The organism is Olsenella sp. An285 (assembly GCF_002159625.1).
Taxonomy (GTDB): domain Bacteria; phylum Actinomycetota; class Coriobacteriia; order Coriobacteriales; family Atopobiaceae; genus Thermophilibacter; species Thermophilibacter avicola.
Window position 1 is genome coordinate 20,269 of the sequence record NZ_NFIZ01000012.1, and the last position, 21,098, is coordinate 41,366.

Below are 21,098 nucleotides of genomic sequence, written 5' to 3' on the forward strand. Positions count from 1 at the left end.
ATGACGGCTCGCGACCAGCGGGATCCCGGTGGAAAGCACTCCAAAAGAAGCATCCCCACGAGCACGACAGAACTGATACTAGCAGAGTTGGGGCGCGGGGCGCGGCCATGGCCGGCGTGCTAGTATTGCTGCGACGAGCACAGCCGACCAAACCGCCGGAAGGAGCCCAGATGAACCCGCGGGCGAGCATCGCGTGCCTCGCGGCAGACGCCGCGCGATGGGGCACCACCAGACTTCTTCACCGCGGCGGCGGAAACGCCCCGGGCGCCGTTGCCCTGAGGCTCGACCCGGGCATCATAGGGTCCCTGGGCGGCAGGCTCGAGCGCTCCGTCGTGGTCACCGGCACCAACGGCAAGACCACGACCACCGGCCTCGCGGCTGACGCCCTCGCGGCGGGCGGCGAGCGCGTGGCGTGCAACCGCGCCGGCAACAACATGGAGTCGGGCATCGCCTCGGCCCTCGTGGAGTCGCGCGGGCAGCGCCCCCGCGTGGGCTGCTTCGAGTGCGACGAGCTCTACACCGTGCGCGTGCTCCCCCGCCTGCGGCCGCGGGCGCTCGTTCTTCTCAACCTCTTTCGCGACCAGCTTGACCGCTACGGCGAGATCGACCACACGCAGGACGTCATAGCCGAGGCCCTGCGCCGCTCCCCCCAGACGGCCATCGCCTACAACGCGGACGACCCCCTCTGCGCCTCCATCGCCGCGCGCGTGGACAACCCGGGCGCGCCCTTTGGCATAGACGAGCCCACCGGCCTGGAGGCGGACCGCATCTCCGACAGCCGCTTCTGCGCGCGCTGCAACGCGCCGCTCGACTACGACTACGTCCACTACGGCCAGCTGGGCAAGTACCGCTGCCCGGAGTGCGGCTGGGAGCGCCCCGAGCTCGCGTTTGCCGCCGTCAACGTAACGCTCACCTGCGGCGGGTACGAGTTCGACGTGGAGGATCGCCGCGGCGAGAAGATCGTCCGCCACCACGTCTCCACGCGCTACAACGGCCTCTATATGGTCTACAACGTCATGGCTGCCCTCGTGGCGTGCCTGCTTGGCGGTGGGAGTGCGGACGGCTTCCAGGCCGTGCTCGACGCCTACGAGCCCGCGAGCGGCCGCGGCAAGACGTATGCGCTCGACGGCGGCTACTCCGTCGTGAGCAACCTCGCGAAGAACCCCACCGGCTTCAACCGCATGATTCAGCAGGTTCGTGCGGACGACGGCCGCTACCTCGCTCTCTTCCTCAACGACAACGACGCGGACGGCCACGACGTCTCCTGGATCTGGGACATCGACCTCGAGCGCCTGCGCGACCTCTCTGACCTGCGCTGCGTCTGCGTGGGAGGCACCCGGCGCGAGGACATGGCCGTTCGCGTGAAGTACGCCGAGCTGGGCTGCCCGATCGAGCTCATCGAGGGCGTCGAGGACGCCCTGCGCTTCGTCGACGCGGGCGAGAAGCTCCACGTGATCGCCAACTACACCGCCTTCCCCCCCGTCGTCGCCGAGCTCGAGCGCCTTGCCAGCTCCTGGAAGGCCCCCGCCCTGCAGGTCACAGCGGAGGCAGTCTCCTGGATCGAGCACGAGGAGCCGGCGCGCGTGGAGCTGGACCGACCGCTTCGCATCGTGCACCTCTACCCCGACGCGCTCAACCTCTACGGCGACGGCGGCAACATCGCCTCGCTCTCCAAGCGCTGCGCATGGCGTGGCATCCCGTGCCGCGTGGACCAGGTCCTCATGGGCCAGGAGCTCGACCTCTCCGACGCAGACGTGGTGCTCCTGGGCGGCGGCGCGGACCGCGACCAGCTGGCCGTGTGCCACGAGCTCCAGGGGCAGCGCGAGAAGCTCGCGGCCTACGTTGCGGACGGCGGCGTCCTCCTTGCCATCTGCGGCGGCTACCAGCTGCTCGGCCACTACTACATGATGGGCGAGGAGCGCGTCGAGGGCCTGCACGTGCTGGACATCGAGACCACGGCAGGAACCACGCGACTTATCGGCAACGTTGCCATCGAGTCCCCCGTGTGCGAGCGCCCCATCGTGGGCTTTGAGAACCATGCCGGGCGCACGCTGCTCGGCGCGGGCGAGAAGCCCCTGGGTCGCGCGATGGTCCACGGCACCGGCAACAACGGCGAGGACGGCGGCGAGGGCGTGCTGCACGACGGCGTGGTGGGCACGTACCTGCACGGCCCGATCCTGCCCAAGAACCCCAGCGTCACGGACTGGCTCCTCGAGCGCGCGCTGCGCCGCCGCGGCCTGGACGTGAAGCTCGCGCCGCTCGCAGACGACATCGAGACGCTCGCCCACGACGTGGCCATGAGGATCGCCACGCACTAGCCCCTCTCGGCACGGCGCGCAGGCACACGCCCCACAAACTCTGAGTTTTCTGTACACTGCGCGAGGCCCCCAGATGAGGGCCTCGCGTTTTACCTGTTCAGGAGCTCGACGGTTCTTCTCGCCCCTCCTCCCACGGCCGCAGTGTACAGAAATCCCGGGGTTTACACGGGGCACGCGCAGACACCTGCGCACCGCGACACAAAACGGGCCCCCGACCAGCGTCGGGGGCCCGCGTGCTCACGCTATGAGCTCAGCGAGAAGAACCTGGTGACTACACCTCGGCGTAGAGGTCCTTGAGCTTGAGCAGGTGCGCGTAGCGAGCCATGGCGGCCTCCTCGTTCTCCGCGAAGAGCTCCTTGGCGCGCTCGGGGAAAGCGCGGGTGAGCGAGGTGTAACGGGCCTCGTTCATCAGGAAGTCCTGGTACCCGCCCGCAGGCTCCTTGGAGTCGAGCGTGAACATCTTGCCCGTCGGGGCGGCCGGGTTGAAGCGGAAGAGGTTCCAGTAGCCGCACTCCACGGCCTTCTTCATCTCCATCTGGCAGTTCTGCATGCCGCCCTTCTTGATGGAGTGCATCTCGCACGGGCTGTAGCCGATGATGAGGGACGGGCCGTCGTAGGCCACGGCCTCGTGGATGGCCTTGAGCGTCTGGTTCATGTTGGCGCCCATGGCAACCTGGGCCACGTAGACGTAGCCGTAGGACATGGCGATCTCGGCAAGGCTCTTCTTCTTGGTCACCTTGCCGGCAGCGGCGAACTGCGCCACCTGGCCGATGTTGGAGGCCTTGGAGGCCTGGCCGCCGGTGTTGGAGTAGACCTCGGTGTCAAAGACGAAGACGTTCACGTTGTTGCCGGAGGCAAGGACGTGGTCGAGGCCGCCGAAGCCGATGTCGTAGGCCCAGCCGTCGCCGCCGAAGATCCAGAAGGCCTTCTTGGTGAGGTAGGCCTTGTCGGCGAGGATGGCCTTGGCGGTGTCGCACTCGGCCTTCTCGAGCTCGGCCACGTAGGCGGCAGCGGTGGTCTTGCTGGCCTCGGTGTCCTTGCGGGCCTCGAGCCACGCGGTCGCGGCCTCCTTCAGCGCGTCGGAGGCGCAGTCGGACTGGAGGAGCTGCTCGGTCTCGGCGACGAGCTTCTCCTGGACGGCGTCGTAGCCAAGGGCGAGACCCAGGCCGTGCTCGGCGTTGTCCTCGAAGAGGGAGTTGTTCCACGCCGGGCCGTGGCCGCACTCGTTGACCGTGAAGGGCGAGGTGGCAGCGGGGTTGCCCCAGATGGAGGAGCAGCCGGTGGCGTTGGAGATGAACATGCGGTCACCGCAGACCTGCGTCACGAGGCGCGCATACGCGGTCTCGGCGCAGCCGGCGCAGGAGCCGGAGAACTCGAGGTAGGGCTTGGCGAACTGGCTGCCCTTGACGTTGGCGGCAACGAGCTCCTTCTTCTCGGAGACCTTGTTGACCGCGTAGTCCCAGACCGGAGCCTGGTCGAGCTCGGACTCCTGCGGAACCATGGTGAGGGCGCCCTTCGGGCAGACCTTGACGCAGTTGGTGCAGCCCATGCAGTCGAGCGGGCTGATGGCCATGGTGAAGGTGAGGCCGGAGTTCTTGGGAACCATGACGTCGATGCGGCGCATCTCCTCGGGAGCGGCGGCCTGCTCGTCGGCGTTCATGACGATCGGGCGAATCGTGGCGTGCGGGCACACGAACGAGCACTGGTTGCACTGGATGCACTTGGTCTCGTCCCAGTGCGGAACCATGACGGCGACGCCGCGCTTCTCGTACGCGGAGGCACCGAGCTCCCACTGGCCGTCGACGACGTCCATGAACTTGGAGACGGGCAGCGAGTCGCCGTCCATGCGGTTGATGGGCTCCATGAGCTCCTTGACCTGCTTGACGATGGCCTCGCGACCCTCGAGGGTGAGCTCGACCTTCTCGTCGGCGGCGTCGGCCCAGTCGGCGGGCACCTCGAACTTGCGATAGGCGGTGGCACCGGCGTCGATGGCCTTCCAGTTGGCCTCGACGATGCTCTGGCCCTTCTTGGCGTAGGACTTCTCGGCGGCGGCCTTCATGTACTCGATGGCGTCGGCGGCCGGGAGAACCTGCGCGAGCGAGAAGAACGCGGACTGCAGCACCGTGTTGGTGCGCTTGCCCATGCCGACCTTCTCCGCCAGGTCGATGGCGTCGATGAGGTAGACGTTGATGTTGTTCTTGGCGATGTAGCGCTTGGCCACGGCCGGCAGGTGGGAGGCGAACTCCTCGTCAGACCACTGGCAGTTCACGAGGAACGTGCCGCCCGGCTTGACGTCGCGGACCATCGGGAAGCCCTTGATGATGTAGGACGGGTTGTGGCAGGCGACGAAGTTGGCCTTGTTGATGTAGTACGGCGAGCGGATCGGGGAGTCACCGAAGCGCAGGTGCGAGATCGTGACGCCGCCGGTCTTCTTGGAGTCGTACTGGAAGTAGGCCTGGACGTACTTGTCCGTGTGGTCGCCGATGATCTTGATGGAGTTCTTGTTGGCGCCAACGGTGCCGTCGCCGCCGAGGCCCCAGAACTTGCACTCGATCGTGGAGGGATCGGCGGTGTTGGGGGCGTCCTCGTCCATCGGGAGGGAGAGGTTGGTGACGTCGTCCACGATACCGATGGTGAACTCGCGGGCGGGGGCGTCCTTCTCGAGCTCCTTGTAGACGGCGAAGGCAGCCGCGGGCGGCTCGTCCTTGGAGCCGAGGCCGTAACGGCCGCCGACCACGGTGATGCCGGTCTTGCCGGTCTCGTAGAGAGCGGTGATGACGTCCTCGTAGAGGGGCTCGCCGATGGAGCCGGGCTCCTTGGTGCGATCGAGGACGGCGATCTTCTTGACGGTCTCGGGCAGCGCGGCCACGAAGTCCTCGACGGACCACGGACGGTACAGGCGGACCTTCACGAGGCCGACCTTCTCGCCGTGCGCGTTGAGGTAGTCGATGACCTCCTCGAGCGTGTCGCAGAAGGAGCCCATGCACACGACCACGCGGTCGGCGTCGTCGGCACCGTAGTAGTCGAAGAGGTGATAGCTCGTGCCGAGCTTCTCGTTGATCTTGTCCATGTAGGACTGGACCACGGCGGGCAGGGCGTCATAGGCGCCGTTGCAGGCCTCGCGGTGCTGGAAGAAGATGTCGCCGTTCTCGTGGGAGCCGCGGGCGTGCGGGTGCTCCGGGTTGAGAGCGTGATCGCGGAACGCCTGGACGGCGTCCATGTCGAGCATCTCCTTGAGGTCGTCGAAGTCCCAGACCGCGACCTTCTGGATCTCGTGCGAGGTGCGGAAGCCGTCGAAGAAGTTCAGGAACGGCACCTTGCCCTCGATGGCGGCGAGGTGAGCCACCGGCGCGAGGTCCATGACCTCCTGGACGTTGCCCTCGGCAAGCATGGCGAAGCCGGTCTGGCGGCAGGCCATGACGTCGGAGTGATCGCCGAAGATGTTGAGGGCGTGGGAGGCCACCGTACGGGCGGACACGTGGAAGACGCCCGGCAGGCCCTCGCCCGCGATCTTGTACATGTTCGGGATCATGAGGAGCAGGCCCTGGGACGCCGTGTAGGTCGTCGTGAGGGCGCCCGCACCAAGAGAGCCGTGAACGGTGCCCGCGGCGCCGGCCTCGGACTCCATCTCGACAACCTTGACCGGCGTGCCGAAGACGTTCTTCATGCCCTGGGCCGCCCACTGGTCGACATGGTCGGCCATGGGGCTAGACGGGGTGATCGGGTAGATGCCCGCCACCTCGGTGAACGCATACGAGACGTACGCCGCCGCCTCGTTGCCGTCCATGGACTTAAACTTACGCGCCATATCCTCTCCTTCTGACGTACCGACCCTGAGGACCCCCATGGCCCCAGGCAGCTCTCACTCACAAAACGCATGACTGAGTCGGGCCATAGGCCCACGCACGCTGTTAGTGTACTCTGCTCGCCCGCGTTTTATTCACGACTTTTGAGCCCGTTCGGTCGAGCGACTCAATTTTTCGCCCAAAAGTGTCCGTAATAACAAAGCGCTGGTAAAATACCTTACGTAAGTAGGGTTTCGCAGGACATTGCGACGAGGGGAGGATGGGTGCGCGGAGCGGACAAGAAGGGCGTCTCTCGTGGTAGGCGGGCCGTCGTCGCGCTGCTGGCGCTCGCCCTTCTCGCACCCGTAACCGCCTGCTCGGGCGACGCCGGGAGAACGCCCGACCCCGTGGAACAGGATGGGCAGCTGCTCCCCGCCACCGCGGACGAGCCCGCCGTCACGAGCACGCCAAAAGACCAGTGGGCCAAGGGCGAGATGCCCTACCTCTACCAGATAGACCCCCAATGGTCGGAGACGGAGTACGGCGGGGGCCGCTTTGCCAAGCAGGGATGCGGGCCCACCGCGCTCAGCATGGTCTACATCTACCTCACGGGAGAGACCGACCTCGACCCCGTGCAGATGGCGGAGTTCAGCACCGAGAGCGGCTACGCCACCGACGAGCAGGGCACCTCCTGGGCGCTCATGTCCGAGGGAGCGGCCCAGCTGGGGCTCTACAGCGAGACGCTTCCCGCCGTGCCCTCGACTCTGCAGGCCAGCCTCGAGGCGGGCCACCCGCTCATCTGCGTCATGGCGCCCGGAACCTTTACCGAGGTGGGGCACTACATCGTGGTCGAGCGCATGGCCTCGGACGGCAAGGCCGTCGTTCACGACTCCAACAGCGTGGGGCGCAGCATGCGCACGTGGGACCTCGAGCTCATCTGCGCCGAGGCCGAGAACATCTGGAGCTTCTCCGCCGCGTAGATGACAGTTTGCTCAGGTCAAACTGTCAACCCCGGCGAGCGTGCGTCTTCTCGAGCAGCCTGGCATAGTCGTCAGAGAAGCGGGCGGAACGCGGACCCGAGGCGTTGCTCGCGGGGACGATGCCGTGCTCATCCGAGACGAGAAACGCCTCGTCATAGGAAATCGTACCGGCAAGCACCTCCTGAGAAAGCTCCGACCGGCGCTCCACGGCGATTCCCAGGGTCTTTGCCAGGTCGCACATGAGGGAAGCGGCGCCGGACGGCAGGTCCCGCTGACCGGCCCCCCAGACGAGGCCGTCCCCGCGAACGACCCAGAGGGACTCCGGGGCGATTCCCGTTGCGCCCGCCTCTCGCTCCGCAGCGGCTGCCCGGTCCGCGAGGAGGGAGACGGTCCTCGTCTTCAGCGGCTCGTACGGGCCCACCGTCATCGCGGCCCTGCCCTTGCCGTCGACTATGACCATGAGAACGCCGTCCGGGTGCTCGAGGGCGCCCGCGGAGAGGGTCCACTCGATGTGCTGCTTTGCCCAAGCCACGAGCTGCGGAGAGACGGGGGCGCCCCCCAGCATGCGCCTGCTCAGCGCACGCAGATGCCTGTTTTCCAGAGGGAGCGCCCTGTCCGCGAGCCTCCAGCGGCACACCAGCGCAGGACGGCCGAGCTCGAAGCCCTCCATCTCCAACGCGTTCTCCTGCAGCACGGTCTTCTTGGTCATGCTATCCCCCATCCCTGACGGACACCCATTCTACCGCCGGCGGCGGAGCGGCTTCGGGGATCGGCCCCTGTCGCCGAAGTCCCTTCGCAAACGAGAGCTCTTCCTCCGAGCATCGTTCATTCTATACATCTTTTGCTATAAGTATATACTGTCTATACTGATTGTCTATAGTTTGATAATGATAATCTTCTCATTTTGCAGAGCCAACCTCATGCAGAGACGGCGACCCGCCGCCGGGATGTCGCTCGTTTGCAGGGTGTTTCGAGGGCGCCAGGGCAGATACACTACAAACGCGCCAGCTCGTCTAGCTGCGGCTTTGCCGCTCTTTTGTTTGTGGTGTACTTCGACCTTGCCCCATGAAATACCCTACAAACGCAAAGTGCCCCGGACGGCGAATGCCGTCCGGGGCATAACGTGACAAAGGGACTGTCCCCCTGTCAACCTAGTGGCGGAAGTGGCGGTTGCCGGTGAAGACCATCGCGATGCCGTGCTCGTTGCAGGCCTCAACGGACTCATCGTCGCGCTTGGAGCCGCCGGGCTGGATGATGCAGGTCACGCCATGCTCCGCAAGCACGTCCACGTTGTCGCGGAACGGGAAGAACGCGTCGGACGCGCAGGCGTAGCCGCCCTTCCCCACGCCCATGCGCTCGCAGGCCTCGTCTGCACGCTGGCAGGCAAGAAGCGCGGAGTCCACGCGATTGGGCTGCCCGGGGCCCATGCCGATGCCGGCCTTGTCCTTGGAGACGAGGATGGCGTTTGACTTGACACCCTTGCAGACGCGCCAGGCAAACATGAGCTCGTCCATCTCCTCGGGCGTGGGCTTGCGCTCGGTCGGGCAGGTGAACGTCTCGGGATCCTCAGAGACGGTGTCCACGTTCTGCACGAGCACGCCGCCGTCCACGGTGCGTAGCTCATAGCGCGCGTGGCCCTCGGCGCCGCCGGTTGCCAGGACGCGCAGGTTGGGGCGCTTGGCCATGCGCTCGAGCGCCTCGGGGGTGTAGCTCGGGGCAATGATGACCTCGACGAACTGGCCGTTCTCGTCAAAGGCGTGCTCAACAAGGTCGAAGGGCACCTCGCGGTTACAGGCGATGATGCCGCCGAAGGCGCTCTTGGGGTCGCACGCGAAAGCGCGGTCGTAGGCGCAGGTGATGTCCTCGGCCACCGCGGAGCCGCAGGGGTTCTGGTGCTTGAGGATCACGCAGGCGGGGCCGTCGAACTCGCGCACGAGGTTCCACGCGGCGTCCGCGTCGAGGTAGTTGTTGTAGGAGAGCGGCTTGCCCTGAACCTGCTCCGCTCCCACGAGCGGGTTGGCGGAGGAGAAGGCGTCGGCCGCCTCATCCGCAAAGCGATAGACGGCGGCGGACTGCTGGGGGTTCTCGCCGTAGCGCAGGTCGTCGACCTTCTCCAGATAGAGGCCGAGCTCCTCGGGCAGCTCGGGCTCGTCCTCGCACTCCTCGTCGGCGAAGTCCTCGTCGTAGCGGTCGGCGAGCCACATCGCGATGGCGGCATCGTAGTTGGCAGTGGTCTCGTAGACCTTGAGCTGCAGGTAGCGACGCAGCTCGAGCGAGGTGCAGCCCTCGTTGGCGCGCATCTCCTCGAGGATCTCGTCGTAGTCCGCCGGGTCGGAGACCACGGTCACGGAGTCGGCGTTCTTGGCCGCGGAGCGCAGCATGGAGGGGCCGCCGATGTCGATGTGCTCGATGGCGTCGTCGAAGGTGACGTCCGGCTTGGCCACGGTCTTCTCGAACTCGTAGAGGTTCACGCAGACGAGGTCGATCATGCCGATGCCGTGCTCGGCCGCCTCGGCCATGTGGTCCGGGTTGTCGCGACGGGCGAGAAGCCCGCCGTGCACCTTGGGGTGCAGCGTCTTCACGCGGCCGTCCATCATCTCCGGGAAGCCCGTGTACTGCTCGATGGGCACGACGTGGACGCCGGCCTCCTCGAGCACGCGCGCGGTGCCGCCCGTCGAGATGACCTCGACGCCGAACTCGTCCTCGAGCGCCTTGACGAAGTCGACGACGCCCGTCTTGTCCGTCACCGAGACGAGCGCCCTCTTGATGGGAGTATCTGCCATGGCCCCTCCTTGGGTTTGACGACGACATGTTGTACCGTCATCTCTTACGATACCGCAGCTGGAGGATAAGATGGCCCAAATAGATGCAGAGTTGACCTTCAGGCCCTTTGACGAGAAGGACTTCGAGCCCCTGGCGGAACTCGTGGGGCGCACCTGGCTCTCGGAGTTCCCCGCACGCGCGCAAGAGGCCGCGGGCGGGGTGGAGCTCGCGCACTACCTGGCGCCGGCCACCTGGTCGATGGTCGCCGAGCTCGGAGGCAAGATCATGGGAGCCGTGCTCGTGGTGGAGCGGGGACGCGAGAACCCCGACGCCCAGGCGTGGTCGTCCCTCGAGGCACGCCTCACCGCAGAGGCCGAGAAGGACCCGGAGCTTGCCGAGGCCATCCGTGTGGAGATGAGCGGGGTCGAGGAGGAGGCCCTGCTCGAGAGCGAGTACGCCGCCACGGACGCCCCGGGCACCGACGCCACGATCAAACTGCTCATCGTCTCCCCCGACGCCAAGGGCCTGGGCATCGGGGGCAGGCTCTTCTCGGCCGCCGCCGAACACCTGAGGGAGACCGGCGCGAGGGGCTACCACCTGCTCACGGACGATGCCTGTGACGTGGGCTTCTACGAGCACAAGGGGCTCGAACGCGCCATGCGCCGACGCTCGCGGGCCTTCTGGCCGGGAGCCGACCCCGCAACGGACGAGTTCTACGTCTACGTCTTCGAGCAGGCACTGTAGTGCGCGGCAGGTTTGCGCCGACGCCTTCCGGGCGGATGCACCTGGGAAACGTCTTCGCCGCGCTCGTGGCCTGGCTCTCGGCGCGGGCGGAGGGCGGCTCGATCGTGCTGCGCATCGAGGACCTGGATCCGCGCGCCCAGCACCCCGGGGTCGCCGAGACGCTCATGCGCGACCTCGAGTGGCTGGGGCTCACGTGGGACGAGGGGCCGTTCTGGCAGAGCGAGCGCGGCGAGGTCTACGCCGAGGCGCTCGAGCGCCTCTCCGAGCAGGGGCTGCTCTACCCCTGCTTCTGCACGCGGGCGGACCTGCGCGCGGCATCGGCGCCGCACGCCTCCGACGGGGCGCTCGTGTACCCGGGGACCTGCCGCGGGCTCTCCCCCAAGGAGGTCGCGCGCCGCTCGGCGGAGCGAGCCCGCTCGTTGCGCCTCCTCGTGCCGGACGCTGGCGACCCCGCCGGCACCATCGAGTTTTGCGACCTCGCGTACGGGCCGCACCGCGAGGTGCTCGCGCGCGACTGCGGGGACTTCCTCGTGCGCCGCAGCGACGGCGTAGTGGCCTACCAGCTTGCCGTAGTGGTGGATGACGCCCTCATGGACGTGACCCAGGTGGTGCGCGGGCACGACCTGCTCCCCTCCTGCGCGCGGCAGACCTACCTGGCGCGGCTGCTCGGCTGGGAGCCGCCGCAGTACGGACACGTTCCGCTGCTGGTGGCGCCCGACGGCCGCCGCCTGGCAAAGCGAGACCGAGACCTCGACCTCGGGGCGCTGCGGAAGCGCGGCGTGCATGCCGAGAAGATCATCGGCACGCTTGCCGCAGCGGCGGGCCTTGCCGATCCCGGGTGCGAGGCCTCGCCCGCCGAGCTGGTGCAGGGCTTCTCCTGGAACAAGGTTGCCGCTCATCACGAGGACGTGATTGTGGACGAGGTTTTTCTCGACGGGCTTCTGAGTTGAAGTTGTGAGTTGCCGCGTTGTGGGGTATTATTCTCTAGCACCATTCACGGAGAGCTGACCGAGAGGCCGAAGGTGCTCGCCTGCTAAGCGAGTATAGGATGCAAATCCTATCTGGGGTTCGAATCCCCAGCTCTCCGCCAGACGGCTCAGGGCCCGTTCCGCCACGCGCGGGACGGGCCTTCTTCGTTAACGACGCCGGGGACGACATCTCCATCCCCACATCTCCAACATTTTTTGGATTCTCGCTTGACGGGCGCCGGGTGCCGTGGCATTATTCTCAACTGCACGCGGCGTTACCTCAGCTGGATAGAGGACCTGACTACGAATCAGGGCGTCATAGGTTCGAATCCTATACGCCGCACCACGCAAACTAAGGGGCTCCTTCGGGAGCCCCTTTTTGCACGGACGCTGCCCCCTCCCCATAAAGCCAGGTTGTCGGAGTCCGGCGTAGGCGCCGGTGGCATCCCGCACTTCTTATCATGCGCCGAGAGCTTGGTCGCACCCAACGCCCGCACTCATGGGTGCGGGCCGTCACGCACCTAGAAGCCGCACCTGCGAGCATATGGCGAGAAGAACATCGCACTTGACGCCCCCGGCCCCTCAAACTGCCCGCACTCCTTGCCCGCACTCGTGAGCGCGGAAAACGGGCGCCGACCCACGCCGGCGCCCGTCAGCAGAACTCTCGCCAGTCGAAATCTCTACAGCAGGCCGAAGTCGCGCAGGCAGAGGTCGAGGTCCTCCTCGAACGTGCCGAGCTCGATGCCCGCCGCGCGAATCTTGTCCGACGCAAGGCGGAAGTCGCGAGGGGCGTCTGCATACGTGACCTCGTCCGGGAGGATGAGACGGTCGACCTCGGTCTCCGGGCAGCCGAGCCGCTCGGCCACGAGGCGGGCGGTCTCGTACGTGGTGCGCCCGTTCTGGCTGGCAAAGTGGTACGCACCGGACGGGAGCTCCAGGATCTGAGGAAGCTGGCCGGCGAAGCGCTGCGCGTAGGTCATGTTGCGCCGCTCGTGCACGCGGAACCCGGCGGGCTCACCCGTACGCAGGACCCGCATCACGTTGGTGAGGATGTTGGGGGAGGGGTGCACGCCCGGCATACCGAGGCCAAACATCCAGGAGAAGCGGAGGATGAGGTAGTCCTCGACGTTCTCGCGAATCCAAGCGTCAGCCTCCATCTTCTGCTGGCCGTAGCGGGTGGTGGACGCCTGCTCGTCCTCCTCTGAGAAGGGCGCCTCGCCCGGGGAGGCGTTGAAGCACTGCTCCGTGGAGATGAAGACCACGCGCCTGCCCCTGTTCCGGCACGCGCGGGCGATGGCGATCGCGGACTCCGTGTTCACGCGGTGCGTCCCCTCGGGGTCCTGCTCGCAGTGGGCCGTGGTGGCGTCGGCCGCCATGTGGAGGCAGACGTCGAAGTCCGCCGCGCGGAAGAAGTCCTCCACGCCCGCCGGGTCGCGGAAGTCGACGTCGGTGTGGGAGATGCACAGGAACTCGTAGGTTCCCGTGTTATAGAGACGCGCGAGGCTCGCGAGGTACCCGCGCGCGCCGGTGACGAGAATTCGCTTCATGAGATGGTCTCCGTTCCCTTTGTATGACAAAGCTTCCTGGCAAAGCACCCTGGCACCTTTGTCAGGATCGCGTGGCGTAGCTGCGCAGAACCCGGCATGTGCCCTCGATCGTATACGACCCCACGCACGCCGGCACGAGCACGGAGCGCGTGAACGGAAGCTCCGTCACGCCCTCAGCAGTGCGCACGCGCGCCTCGCCGGCGACGCAGGAGAGCACCTCGTAGCGACCGTCCATCTCCTGCTCCCACGTGCCGCGCACGTCGATGGCATCGGAGACGAAGAGGCGGTGAGTCACGCCGCGCCTGACGCCGGCGGGCGCGGAGGGATCGAAGGCCCCCAGATGGTTGGGCACGGGACGGCTCTTGGTCCGCAGGACGTCGAAGCCCTGCTCAACGTGGAGCTCTCGGCCGCGGCCCCAGTCACAGATGCGATAGGTCTTGAAGCCGAGGCTGCCCACCTCAAGAGCAAAGACTCCGGCGCCCAGCGCGTGGATGGTGCCGGCGGGGATGAGGACGAAGTCCCCCTCCTGCACCGGAACCTTGCGGCAGTAGCGCTCACCGATGGTGTCGTCAGCGGCCGCGGCGCGCAGGGCGTCCACGTCGTCCGTGGTGGAACCGCAGTATATGAAGGCGCCGGGCTCGGCACCAAGTATGTACCAGGACTCGGTCTTCTCGTGGTCGCTCTCGTGCTCCCGAGCGTACGCCTCGTCGGGGTGGACCTGAACGGAGAGGCTCTCTCCGGCATCCATCACGATGACCTGGACGATGCCGTCCTCGCCTGAAAGGTCGCCCATGACCTCGGCACGGTGGTCCCGGATGAGCTCGTCGAGCGGCGTCCCGTCATACGGGCCGCCCTCGACGACGTTGACGAGGCCCTCGTGCACGGAGACGTCGAACGACTCACCGTAGAGCGTGTCGCCCTCGATCCCGCGCGCCTCGTTCACGCGCCGCCCCGACCACACGGGCGAGATGTAGTTGGGCCTCAGGAGAAGCGGTTCCATCTCCGCCCCCTAGAGCTCGTAGGAGTCGACGCCCTCGGCCCCCATGCGGGCCTTGAGCTCCTCGATGATGGGGACGCCGGCGCTGCAGCCGATGCGCTCCGCGCCGGCACGCACCATGTCGAGGAAGGCGTCCGCGGTGCGGATGCCGCCCGCCGCCTTGACCTTCACGCGCTCGTCCACGTTCTCGCGCATGAGGCGGACGTCCTCGACCGTGGCCCCGCCGGTGGAGAACCCCGTGGAGGTCTTGACGAAGGTCGGGAGCACCTTGCTCGCGACCTCGCAGAGCTTGAGCTTCTCGTCCTGCGTGAGCAGGCAGTTCTCGAAGATGACCTTGGAGGGGACGCCCGCCTCGCGGCAGATGTCGACGATCTGCGTCATCTCGTCCTCGACGTAGCCCCAGTTGCCCGCCTTGACCTCGGTGAGGTTGACGACGTAGTCGATCTCGTTGGCACCGTTGGCGAGCGCGTCTCTTGTCTCGAAGGCCTTGACGGCAATCGAGGTCTGCCCCAGGGGAAAGCCAATGGCGGCGCCGGTGTGGACGTCTGTGCCGGCAAGCAGCTCCGAGCAGAGCCTTGACTGGACCGAGTTCACCGCCACCATCCTGAAGCGGTAGCGCCTCGCCTCATCGCAGAGCCGCTCCATGTCCGCGCGCGTGGCATCCGGGCGCAGGTTGGTGTGGTCAACCAGGAGAGCAAAATCGTCAATCGTATAGCGCCTCATGGGGATTCTCCTATCCACTTCGACTGGGCTGCACTCATGCTATCATATGTCTGACTTATCGAATCGAGAATTCCTAATATGTCTGTCATATTCATCATGCGAGACTAAGGCCGGGAACATGACCCTCTACGACACGATCAAGGAAGACCTCCTCTCCAAGATCAAGGACGGCACCTATCGCGAGGGGGAGACCATCCCATCGGAGATGGAGCTTGCCAAGGAGTACGGCGTGAGCCGCCCCACCATCCGACAGGCGGTCCAGATCCTCGCGAGCGACGGGTACCTCGAGAAGCGACGGCGTCGCGGCACCGTGGTGACCAGGCCAAAGGTGAGTCAGTCGTTCACCATGTCCATCTCCAGCTTCGAGGACGCCATGCGCCTGGCGGGCCGCATGCCAAGGACCAACGTCCTCGTCTTCAAGCGCGAGAAGGCAGACGAGGACGCAGCAAGCCACCTCGAGCTCCCCCGCGGAAGCGAGGTCTACAAGCTCGTGCGCCTTCGCTATGCCGACGATCTGCCCAACGTCTTTGTGGAGAGCTACGTCCCCTGCGACCGCTACCCCGGTCTCGAGTCATACGACTTCAACGTCACGAGCCTCTATGCGGCCATGGACCGGTGCGGCGGCACGGTCGTCTCTGCCCGGCGCCGCCTCGAGGCCGTCCGGGCGGACGGGACGACCGCCGCCCTCCTCGACGTCGAGGAGGGCGATCCCCTGCTGCTGTTCCACACCGTCGCGCGCGACGCAACCGGCGCTGCCGTCGAGTACTCCATCGCCACCTACCGAGGCGAGAGCAACAGCTTCGAGATAGACGTCCGCAGGCTCCCCTAGGCCTTGGGGCCCCGCGTCTCCCCGGATGCGCCCACAGTACAGGGAATCCCGCGCCCGGCACAGAGGCACGCAAGGTCCGTGAGGTCATAGCGCGCGTCCGCCAGATAATCCCACAGGGAGCCCTCAGGGCCCGCAAAGCCTATCTCCGCCACGACCTCGGACACCGCCTCCGGCGTGAGCCTAACCGACAGCACGTGGTTCTTCTCGCCAAACGCAACCTGCGCAGAGGGGCCGGAGACCTCCTCGCACAGCACCACGTCATCGCCATCGAGCCCCACGAACACCTCGCGCACGTCCCCCGCGCTCTCAAACCCCGCGACCCTCAGCCTCTCCATGCCTCCCGCCTTTCCTCGCTCCGTGGCGACATGATAACAGAACTTTTGTTCGTAGAACAGTTGTTCTCACAAAAGAAGTACGAGTCGAGAAAAAACGGGGCCGTCCCCTCGGACGACCCCGCAGCGAGCAGAAGGCATGAGCGCTGGCCCTTACGCCTCCGGGCGAATGACCTCCACGCCGCCCATGTAGGGGCGCAGCGCCTCGGGCACCGTGATGGAGCCGTCGGCGTTCTGGTAGTTCTCCATGATGGCGGCCATGGTACGGCCAACGGCGAGGCCGGAGCCGTTGAGGGTGTGGACGTAGCGCGTGCCCTTGAACTCGGAGGGGTCCTTGTAGCGGATGTTGGCGCGACGCGCCTGGAAGTCCCAGCAGTTGGAGCAGGACGAGATCTCCTTGTAGGCGTTGTAGCTGGGCAGCCACACCTCGAGGTCGTAGCACTTGCATGCGGAGAAGCCGATGTCGCCGGTGCAGAGCGTGACCACGTGATAGGGCAGCCCCAGGGCCTGGAGCACGGCCTCAGCCTCGGCGACCATGCTCTCGAGCTGGTTCATCGAGTCCTCGGGCTTGGCGAACTTGACCATCTCCACCTTGTCGAACTGGTGAACGCGGATGATGCCGCGCGTGTCGCGACCGGCGGAGCCCGCCTCCTCGCGGAAGCACGGGGTGAACGCGGTGTACCAGAGCGGCAGCTGGGAGGCGTCGAGCACCTCGCCGCGGTGGAGGTTGGTGAGCATGACCTCGGCCGTGGGAATGAGGTAGAGGTCGGGGTTCACGTGATAGAGGTCGTCCTCGAACTTGGGGAGCTGGCCCGTGCCGAAGAGGGTCTCGCGGTTGGTGATGACGGGCATCCACCACTCCTTGAAGCCCGCCTTGACGTGCATGTCCACCATGAAGCTGATGAGGGCGCGCTCCATGCGAGCGCCCATGCCGCCCAGCACGTAGAAGCGGGCGCCGGAGACCTTGACGCCGCGGTCGAAGTCGATCATGCCGGTCTCCGGACCAAGGTCCCAGTGCGCCTTGGGCTCGAAGCCGTCCGCGGAGAAGTCGCGCGGGGTGCCCCAGCGGCGCACCTCGGGGTTGTCAGAGTCATCCTTGCCATAGGGGACGCTCTCGTGCGGGATGTTGGGGATGCGGGACACCAGGTCAAAGAGGGCGTCCTCCACCTCGCCGCGACGGGCGTCCAGGTCTGCGATGCGCTCCTTGTTGGCGGCGACGCGCGCCTTGGCGGCCTCGGCCTCGTCCCTCTTGCCCTCGCGCATGAGCTGGCCGATCTCCTTGGAGACGGAGTTGCGCTCGGCCTGGAGCTTCTCGACCTCGGAGATGACGGAGCGGCGCTCCTCGTCAAGCTCGAAGAACTTCTCGCGGTCCCAGTGTGCGTTCTGGCGGGACTCGCAGGCCTTGTCCACGACGTCGGGGTTCTCGCGGACGAACTTGATGTCAAGCATGCTTGCTCCTAGCTCTGACTGCGTGCACTTTGCCGGCGCTCGCGCGGCGACCCTCCAAGTATATACTTGTGCGGTGATTCTTCGAACGTGCTTGGGAGGCAAGGCATGCAGGCGATCGGCGACTTCGTAACGTGGCTCTTCAACGACCAGACGGGCGTCCTCGTCCTCATTGCCGGCGGAATCGTGATCTGCCTCATCATCGCCCTGCTCATGGAGCGCAAGACCAAGGAGCGCTACTTCAATCACGAGAAGAGCGATGAGGACTGGGACCTCTTCGGGGGAGACGAGGACGAGTAGCCGCTCTCCCCGAGGCCCCGGAGCCGCCGCCCCGGCACCCCAATCGAAAGGTGTTCGCATGAAGTCAAAGGCCCTTCTCGCCCTGACGCTCGCTGCCGCGCTGGCGGCGCCCGTCCTGGCCCCCGCGACCGCGCTGGCCGACGGCGCCGACCTCGCGGGCGCGCTCGCGGAGCTCGAGGCCGCGGCGCCCGCAGGCACGCGAGACTCCGAGGGGGAGGTCGACATCGCGTCCCTGACCGAGGGGGCGGACGCGCTCACGCGCGCCGTGTCCCAGCTCGGCGGCGGCGCCGAGCTGCTGGCAGTCGAGGACTTCTCCGACTGCGACCCCTCCCTGTGGTACGCCGAGTACGTCACCTACGTCTCCGACCACGGAATCATCACGGGTCGCGAGGACGGGACCTTTGCCCCCGCCGCCAACGTGAGCCGGGCGGACCTCGCGACCATCCTCTGGCGTCTGGCCGGAAAGCCCGCGGTGACGAGCGACGGCTTCCCCGACGTCACCAACCCGTCCGCCTACTACTATCAGGCGGCGCTCTGGGCACAGAGTACTGGCGTCGTCGGGGGCGCTACACACGCCGACGGTCTTCTGTACTTCGAGGGCGAGCGCTCGGTCACGCGCGAGGAGTGCGCCGCGATGCTCGCCCGCTACGCACGACTCTGCGGCCTCAGCACCCTGAGCAACGGAAACGCCCTCAAGGGCATACCCGGGTGGGAGAGCTCGAGTGCCTGGGCGCGCGACGACCTTGGCTGGGCCGTTGACAAGGGCCTCGTGAGCGGCAAGCAGAGCGAGTCGGGCCTCGAGCTCGCCCCTCTCGCCAGCACGGACCGCGCCTCCATCGCAAAGATGATCACCGTGCTCCACCGCGACGTTCTCGGCAGTAGGACTCCCATCTACGACGGCAGCGACCCCCAGACCGAGGCCGAGAGGTACGTCCTCTCCGGGCTCCAGGCAACCATCGACCTCCTCAACGCGAGCGGCGGGAGCAACGGCACCTGGAGGACCTACATCTCCGAGCCCACCCGCCACTGGGGCCGCTCGTTCTTCATCACGCTGCAGACCGACGTCTCGTTCGCCGCGATTCGTGCCGCGTACCACAAGGGCGGGGAGACGCTCCTGAGGATCGACGAGCTGGCAGAGTCCTTCGACGACCTCTCCGGCACGGTCCGCGACCTCAGCCTCAGCGAGGGCGCCGGACTCGACGGGTTTGCCGTCATCTACTCTTCGGACGGCGAGGTCATCCACGCCTCCAGGAACGGCGAGAGCTACGTCCCGTACTGGTACACCCTGGAGTAGCCCGCGGCAGACCCCCCCTGCACCCGCGCACGCAAAAGGGCCCCGACCGAAGTCGGGGCCCTTTGATTTCATGGTGCGGGCGAAAGGACTTGAACCTTCATGGAGTTGCCCCCATACGGACCTGAACCGTACGCGTCTGCCAATTCCGCCACGCCCGCGTGCGTAGGACATTCTATCGCAAGCTCTTCTCGCTGCCAAGGGGTTTTCTTCAAGAACGGCGCTGGGAGGCCGCGGGGCGGGCACGAGCCGGGCGGGACGGGGTAGAATAGCCCCACCACGGCACACGCAGCACAAACGAAGGAGGCGCCGTGAGCACGTCAACGCCACCAGCGTCGCGCGCGAGCGCGCCGCACCAGCAGGGGGGCGCTCCCCGCGACGAGATCCTCCTTGGGAGGTACCGCGTCCTCGAGCGGAGGGGCACCGGGGGGTTCGGCACCGTCTGCACCTGCTGGGACCTGCGCCTTCAGAGGCGCGTTGCGATAAAGCGCATGCCCATCGTGGACGCCGCGGCCACCACCACGGCCGAGGAGGCCCTTGCCGAGGCGCGCACCGCCTGCATGCTCGCCCACCCCAACATCGTCACCGTCTACGACTTCGAGTCCGACGGGACCTACGCCTACCTCGTGATGGAGTACGTCGACGGACTCAACCTCGCGGAGCTCCTCGCTCGCGTAGAGGGCGGCCGCCTCACGCCCGAGGAGTGCGCCCACGTCCTGGACTCCGTCACCAAGGCCCTGGCCTACGCGCACGAGAACCTCGTCCTCCACCTCGACATCAAGCCCACGAACATCATGGTCGACCGCCGCGGCGTGGTTAAGCTCGCGGACTTTGGCATGGCAACGCTCGCCTCCGCCGCGGGCTACGGCGGCGCGCGGGGCGGGACCGTCGGCTACATGCCGCCGGAGCAGATCCAGGGGATGCTTGTGGACGAGCGCGCCGACGTCTTCTCCCTCGCCGTGGTGGTGTGGCAGGCCCTCACCGGGCAGTGTCCCTTCGCCGCGGACTCCGCGTCCGGCTCGCTCAAGATGATCGAGCGCGGCCCGGCGCGGCCCCTCGGGAAGGACTGCCCCGAGCTCGCCGGCGAGCCCGCGCTCGCCCTCGGCGAGGCCGTCTCCGCCCACCCGGCAGACCGCCCCGCGGACGTGCGCGACCTCGCGGAGGAGCTCCTGCCCTATCTCGGGGACCCGCGCGACGGCGCCGAGTCGCTCCGCGAGCTCGTGGAGCAGGCCGAGAAGGACGACGGCTCGCTGGACTCCTCCCGAAACGACGGCCTCCCGCCCCTCCTTGTTCGCATGCCCTGGCTCCCCGGCGCGGTCGCGCGCTGCCTGACCGCGCTTGCCGTGTTTGCGACGGCGAGGCTCGTCCTCCCCGCGCTCCCCGGGGCAACAGCGCAGTTCGTTGCCGTCGCCTCTCTCGCGGGCGGCGCGGCCTCGGCGCTCTGGCCGCCCCTCGGGTCCGCCCTCGTGGGCCTCTCCCTCGTGGCTGCCATCGGATGCGCCGGCCCCACGCCCGCGTCCTTCCCCCTCGCCCTCCTCCTGGGCGTGGTGCTTGCCGCCTGGTGGGCGCTCGTGGGGAGGCGTGGTCGCCTCACGAGCCTCGCGATGCTCCTTCCGTGCTGCCTCCCCTCGCCCGTGACGGGAGCCGCCCTCGCCGGCTACGCGCTGCACCCCCTCCCCGCCGCGGCAACGGGCCTGGTGGGCTACGCGCTCGGGACGCTCTTCCACGCCGCCGTCTCGCAGGGCTTTGTCGCGACGTCCGTGGTGGCGGACCTCGCCGCCCTGGCCGCCGAGCCGCGTCTGTGGGTGGTCGCGGCGGGCTGCGCGGCGTGCGGTCTCGTGAGCTCCGCCGTCTCCGGCAGGGGCACGGTTGCGGCGGGCGTCCTCGGGCAGGCGCTTGGCCTTGCGTGCCTTCTGGGCTCTGAGGTTCTCGCAGCTAGAATGGAGAATGACGGTATATGGGCCTCCCTCGACGGAGAGGCGGCCCTCCTTGCGGTACTCTTGTTTGTGCTTTTGTGCATCGCGACGGCCCTTGGCGGGCCGCTCGTTGAAGATATGGAAGGCGAGGATACGTGA

Annotated in this window: 16 protein-coding genes and 3 tRNA genes; 10 read left to right on the forward strand and 9 right to left on the reverse strand. The window is 67.1% G+C overall.

All coding sequences use genetic code 11. The features are described from left to right. The first annotated feature begins 170 nt into the window (after positions 1-170). Positions 171-2,318 carry a MurT ligase domain-containing protein gene (locus B5F79_RS08350; protein ID WP_158094870.1) on the forward strand — a complete coding sequence of 716 codons (2,148 nt, stop codon included), beginning with the start codon at positions 171-173 and terminating at the stop codon, positions 2,316-2,318. A gap of 271 nt (positions 2,319-2,589) precedes the next feature. On the opposite strand, the gene nifJ is transcribed toward B5F79_RS08350, so the two are convergent. Next, the gene (gene nifJ / locus B5F79_RS08355; RefSeq protein ID WP_087220137.1) at positions 2,590-6,126 is read right to left on the reverse strand and encodes a pyruvate:ferredoxin (flavodoxin) oxidoreductase; all 3,537 of its coding nucleotides are present in this window, start codon (positions 6,124-6,126) and stop codon (positions 2,590-2,592) included. Positions 6,127-6,387: 261 nt separating this feature from the next. Here nifJ and B5F79_RS08360 point away from each other — a divergent pair, with 261 nt between their 5' ends. Further along, the gene (locus B5F79_RS08360) at positions 6,388-7,083 is read left to right on the forward strand and encodes a C39 family peptidase (protein WP_087220140.1); all 696 of its coding nucleotides are present in this window, start codon (positions 6,388-6,390) and stop codon (positions 7,081-7,083) included. Between the two features lie 25 nt (positions 7,084-7,108). On the opposite strand, the gene B5F79_RS08365 is transcribed toward B5F79_RS08360, so the two are convergent. Beyond that, positions 7,109-7,792 (reverse strand): hypothetical protein, encoded by a 684-nt coding sequence (locus B5F79_RS08365; protein ID WP_241147291.1) that lies wholly within the window; start codon positions 7,790-7,792, stop codon positions 7,109-7,111. 442 nt (positions 7,793-8,234) lie between these two features. After that, the gene (gene purH, locus B5F79_RS08370; protein WP_087220143.1) at positions 8,235-9,866 is read right to left on the reverse strand and encodes a bifunctional phosphoribosylaminoimidazolecarboxamide formyltransferase/IMP cyclohydrolase; all 1,632 of its coding nucleotides are present in this window, start codon (positions 9,864-9,866) and stop codon (positions 8,235-8,237) included. Positions 9,867-9,936: 70 nt separating this feature from the next. Between purH and B5F79_RS08375 the strand changes: the two genes are divergently transcribed. The 4 genes from B5F79_RS08375 to B5F79_RS08390 all read left to right on the forward strand — a co-directional run bounded on the left by B5F79_RS08375 (position 9,937) and on the right by B5F79_RS08390 (position 11,904). Further along, the gene (locus B5F79_RS08375; protein WP_087220146.1) at positions 9,937-10,590 is read left to right on the forward strand and encodes a GNAT family N-acetyltransferase; all 654 of its coding nucleotides are present in this window, start codon (positions 9,937-9,939) and stop codon (positions 10,588-10,590) included. A gap of 35 nt (positions 10,591-10,625) precedes the next feature. Next, positions 10,626-11,540 carry a tRNA glutamyl-Q(34) synthetase GluQRS gene (gene gluQRS / locus B5F79_RS08380; RefSeq protein ID WP_087220149.1) on the forward strand — a complete coding sequence of 305 codons (915 nt, stop codon included), beginning with the start codon at positions 10,626-10,628 and terminating at the stop codon, positions 11,538-11,540. Between the two features lie 48 nt (positions 11,541-11,588). Continuing rightward, positions 11,589-11,680, forward strand: a tRNA-Ser gene (locus B5F79_RS08385). 147 nt (positions 11,681-11,827) lie between these two features. Then, positions 11,828-11,904 (forward strand) — tRNA-Arg (locus B5F79_RS08390). Between the two features lie 334 nt (positions 11,905-12,238). Here B5F79_RS08390 and B5F79_RS08395 read toward each other — a convergent pair. From B5F79_RS08395 to deoC, 3 genes are all read right to left on the reverse strand, one after another. Beyond that, positions 12,239-13,105, reverse strand: a complete 867-nt coding sequence (locus tag B5F79_RS08395) for an SDR family oxidoreductase (protein WP_087220152.1) — start codon at positions 13,103-13,105, stop codon at positions 12,239-12,241. Between the two features lie 61 nt (positions 13,106-13,166). After that, positions 13,167-14,105, reverse strand: coding sequence for a class I mannose-6-phosphate isomerase (locus B5F79_RS08400; protein ID WP_087220155.1), 939 nt, complete (start codon positions 14,103-14,105; stop codon positions 13,167-13,169). Positions 14,106-14,114: 9 nt separating this feature from the next. After that, the gene (deoC, locus tag B5F79_RS08405; protein ID WP_087220158.1) at positions 14,115-14,825 is read right to left on the reverse strand and encodes a deoxyribose-phosphate aldolase; all 711 of its coding nucleotides are present in this window, start codon (positions 14,823-14,825) and stop codon (positions 14,115-14,117) included. Between the two features lie 118 nt (positions 14,826-14,943). Here deoC and B5F79_RS08410 point away from each other — a divergent pair, with 118 nt between their 5' ends. Further along, entirely contained in the window at positions 14,944-15,654 is a 711-nt protein-coding gene (locus B5F79_RS08410; RefSeq protein ID WP_087220161.1) for a GntR family transcriptional regulator, read from the forward strand. Here the strand turns inward: B5F79_RS08410 and B5F79_RS08415 are convergent. Together B5F79_RS08415 and serS are read right to left on the reverse strand one after the other, a co-directional pair. Beyond that, positions 15,651-15,989 carry a hypothetical protein gene (locus B5F79_RS08415; RefSeq protein ID WP_087220164.1) on the reverse strand — a complete coding sequence of 113 codons (339 nt, stop codon included), beginning with the start codon at positions 15,987-15,989 and terminating at the stop codon, positions 15,651-15,653. The two genes, B5F79_RS08410 and B5F79_RS08415, sit on opposite strands and share 4 nt — an antisense overlap. A gap of 150 nt (positions 15,990-16,139) precedes the next feature. After that, positions 16,140-17,435, reverse strand: a complete 1,296-nt coding sequence (gene serS, locus B5F79_RS08420) for a serine--tRNA ligase (protein WP_087220167.1) — start codon at positions 17,433-17,435, stop codon at positions 16,140-16,142. Positions 17,436-17,540: 105 nt separating this feature from the next. Between serS and B5F79_RS08425 the strand changes: the two genes are divergently transcribed. Together B5F79_RS08425 and B5F79_RS08430 are read left to right on the forward strand one after the other, a co-directional pair. Continuing rightward, the gene (locus tag B5F79_RS08425; protein ID WP_087220170.1) at positions 17,541-17,732 is read left to right on the forward strand and encodes a DUF6724 family protein; all 192 of its coding nucleotides are present in this window, start codon (positions 17,541-17,543) and stop codon (positions 17,730-17,732) included. A gap of 58 nt (positions 17,733-17,790) precedes the next feature. Continuing rightward, complete coding sequence (locus B5F79_RS08430; RefSeq protein WP_143786278.1) at positions 17,791-19,026, forward strand: S-layer homology domain-containing protein; 1,236 nt, start codon at positions 17,791-17,793, stop codon at positions 19,024-19,026. Positions 19,027-19,097: 71 nt separating this feature from the next. On the opposite strand, the gene B5F79_RS08435 is transcribed toward B5F79_RS08430, so the two are convergent. Next, positions 19,098-19,184 (reverse strand) — tRNA-Leu (locus tag B5F79_RS08435). Positions 19,185-19,334: 150 nt separating this feature from the next. Between B5F79_RS08435 and B5F79_RS08440 the strand changes: the two genes are divergently transcribed. Continuing rightward, positions 19,335-21,098, forward strand: coding sequence for a serine/threonine-protein kinase (locus B5F79_RS08440; protein WP_087220176.1), 1,764 nt, complete (start codon positions 19,335-19,337; stop codon positions 21,096-21,098).

Excerpts from the sequence above, each read along its gene's own strand:
- serS (WP_087220167.1), bottom strand. The coding sequence starts at position 17,435 with ATGCTTGACATCAAGTTCGTCCGCGAGAACCCCGACGTCGTGGACAAG.
- nifJ (WP_087220137.1), bottom strand. The coding sequence starts at position 6,126 with ATGGCGCGTAAGTTTAAGTCCATGGACGGCAACGAGGCGGCGGCGTAC.
- B5F79_RS08375 (WP_087220146.1), top strand. The coding sequence starts at position 9,937 with ATGGCCCAAATAGATGCAGAGTTGACCTTCAGGCCCTTTGACGAGAAG.
- gluQRS (WP_087220149.1), top strand. The coding sequence starts at position 10,626 with ATGCACCTGGGAAACGTCTTCGCCGCGCTCGTGGCCTGGCTCTCGGCG.
- B5F79_RS08415 (WP_087220164.1), bottom strand. The coding sequence starts at position 15,989 with ATGGAGAGGCTGAGGGTCGCGGGGTTTGAGAGCGCGGGGGACGTGCGC.
- B5F79_RS08395 (WP_087220152.1), bottom strand. The coding sequence starts at position 13,105 with ATGAAGCGAATTCTCGTCACCGGCGCGCGCGGGTACCTCGCGAGCCTC.
- B5F79_RS08365 (WP_241147291.1), bottom strand. The coding sequence starts at position 7,792 with ATGACCAAGAAGACCGTGCTGCAGGAGAACGCGTTGGAGATGGAGGGC.
- B5F79_RS08430 (WP_143786278.1), top strand. The coding sequence starts at position 17,791 with ATGAAGTCAAAGGCCCTTCTCGCCCTGACGCTCGCTGCCGCGCTGGCG.
- B5F79_RS08400 (WP_087220155.1), bottom strand. The coding sequence starts at position 14,105 with ATGGAACCGCTTCTCCTGAGGCCCAACTACATCTCGCCCGTGTGGTCG.
- purH (WP_087220143.1), bottom strand. The coding sequence starts at position 9,866 with ATGGCAGATACTCCCATCAAGAGGGCGCTCGTCTCGGTGACGGACAAG.
- B5F79_RS08350 (WP_158094870.1), top strand. The coding sequence starts at position 171 with ATGAACCCGCGGGCGAGCATCGCGTGCCTCGCGGCAGACGCCGCGCGA.
- B5F79_RS08410 (WP_087220161.1), top strand. The coding sequence starts at position 14,944 with ATGACCCTCTACGACACGATCAAGGAAGACCTCCTCTCCAAGATCAAG.
- B5F79_RS08425 (WP_087220170.1), top strand. The coding sequence starts at position 17,541 with ATGCAGGCGATCGGCGACTTCGTAACGTGGCTCTTCAACGACCAGACG.
- deoC (WP_087220158.1), bottom strand. The coding sequence starts at position 14,825 with ATGAGGCGCTATACGATTGACGATTTTGCTCTCCTGGTTGACCACACC.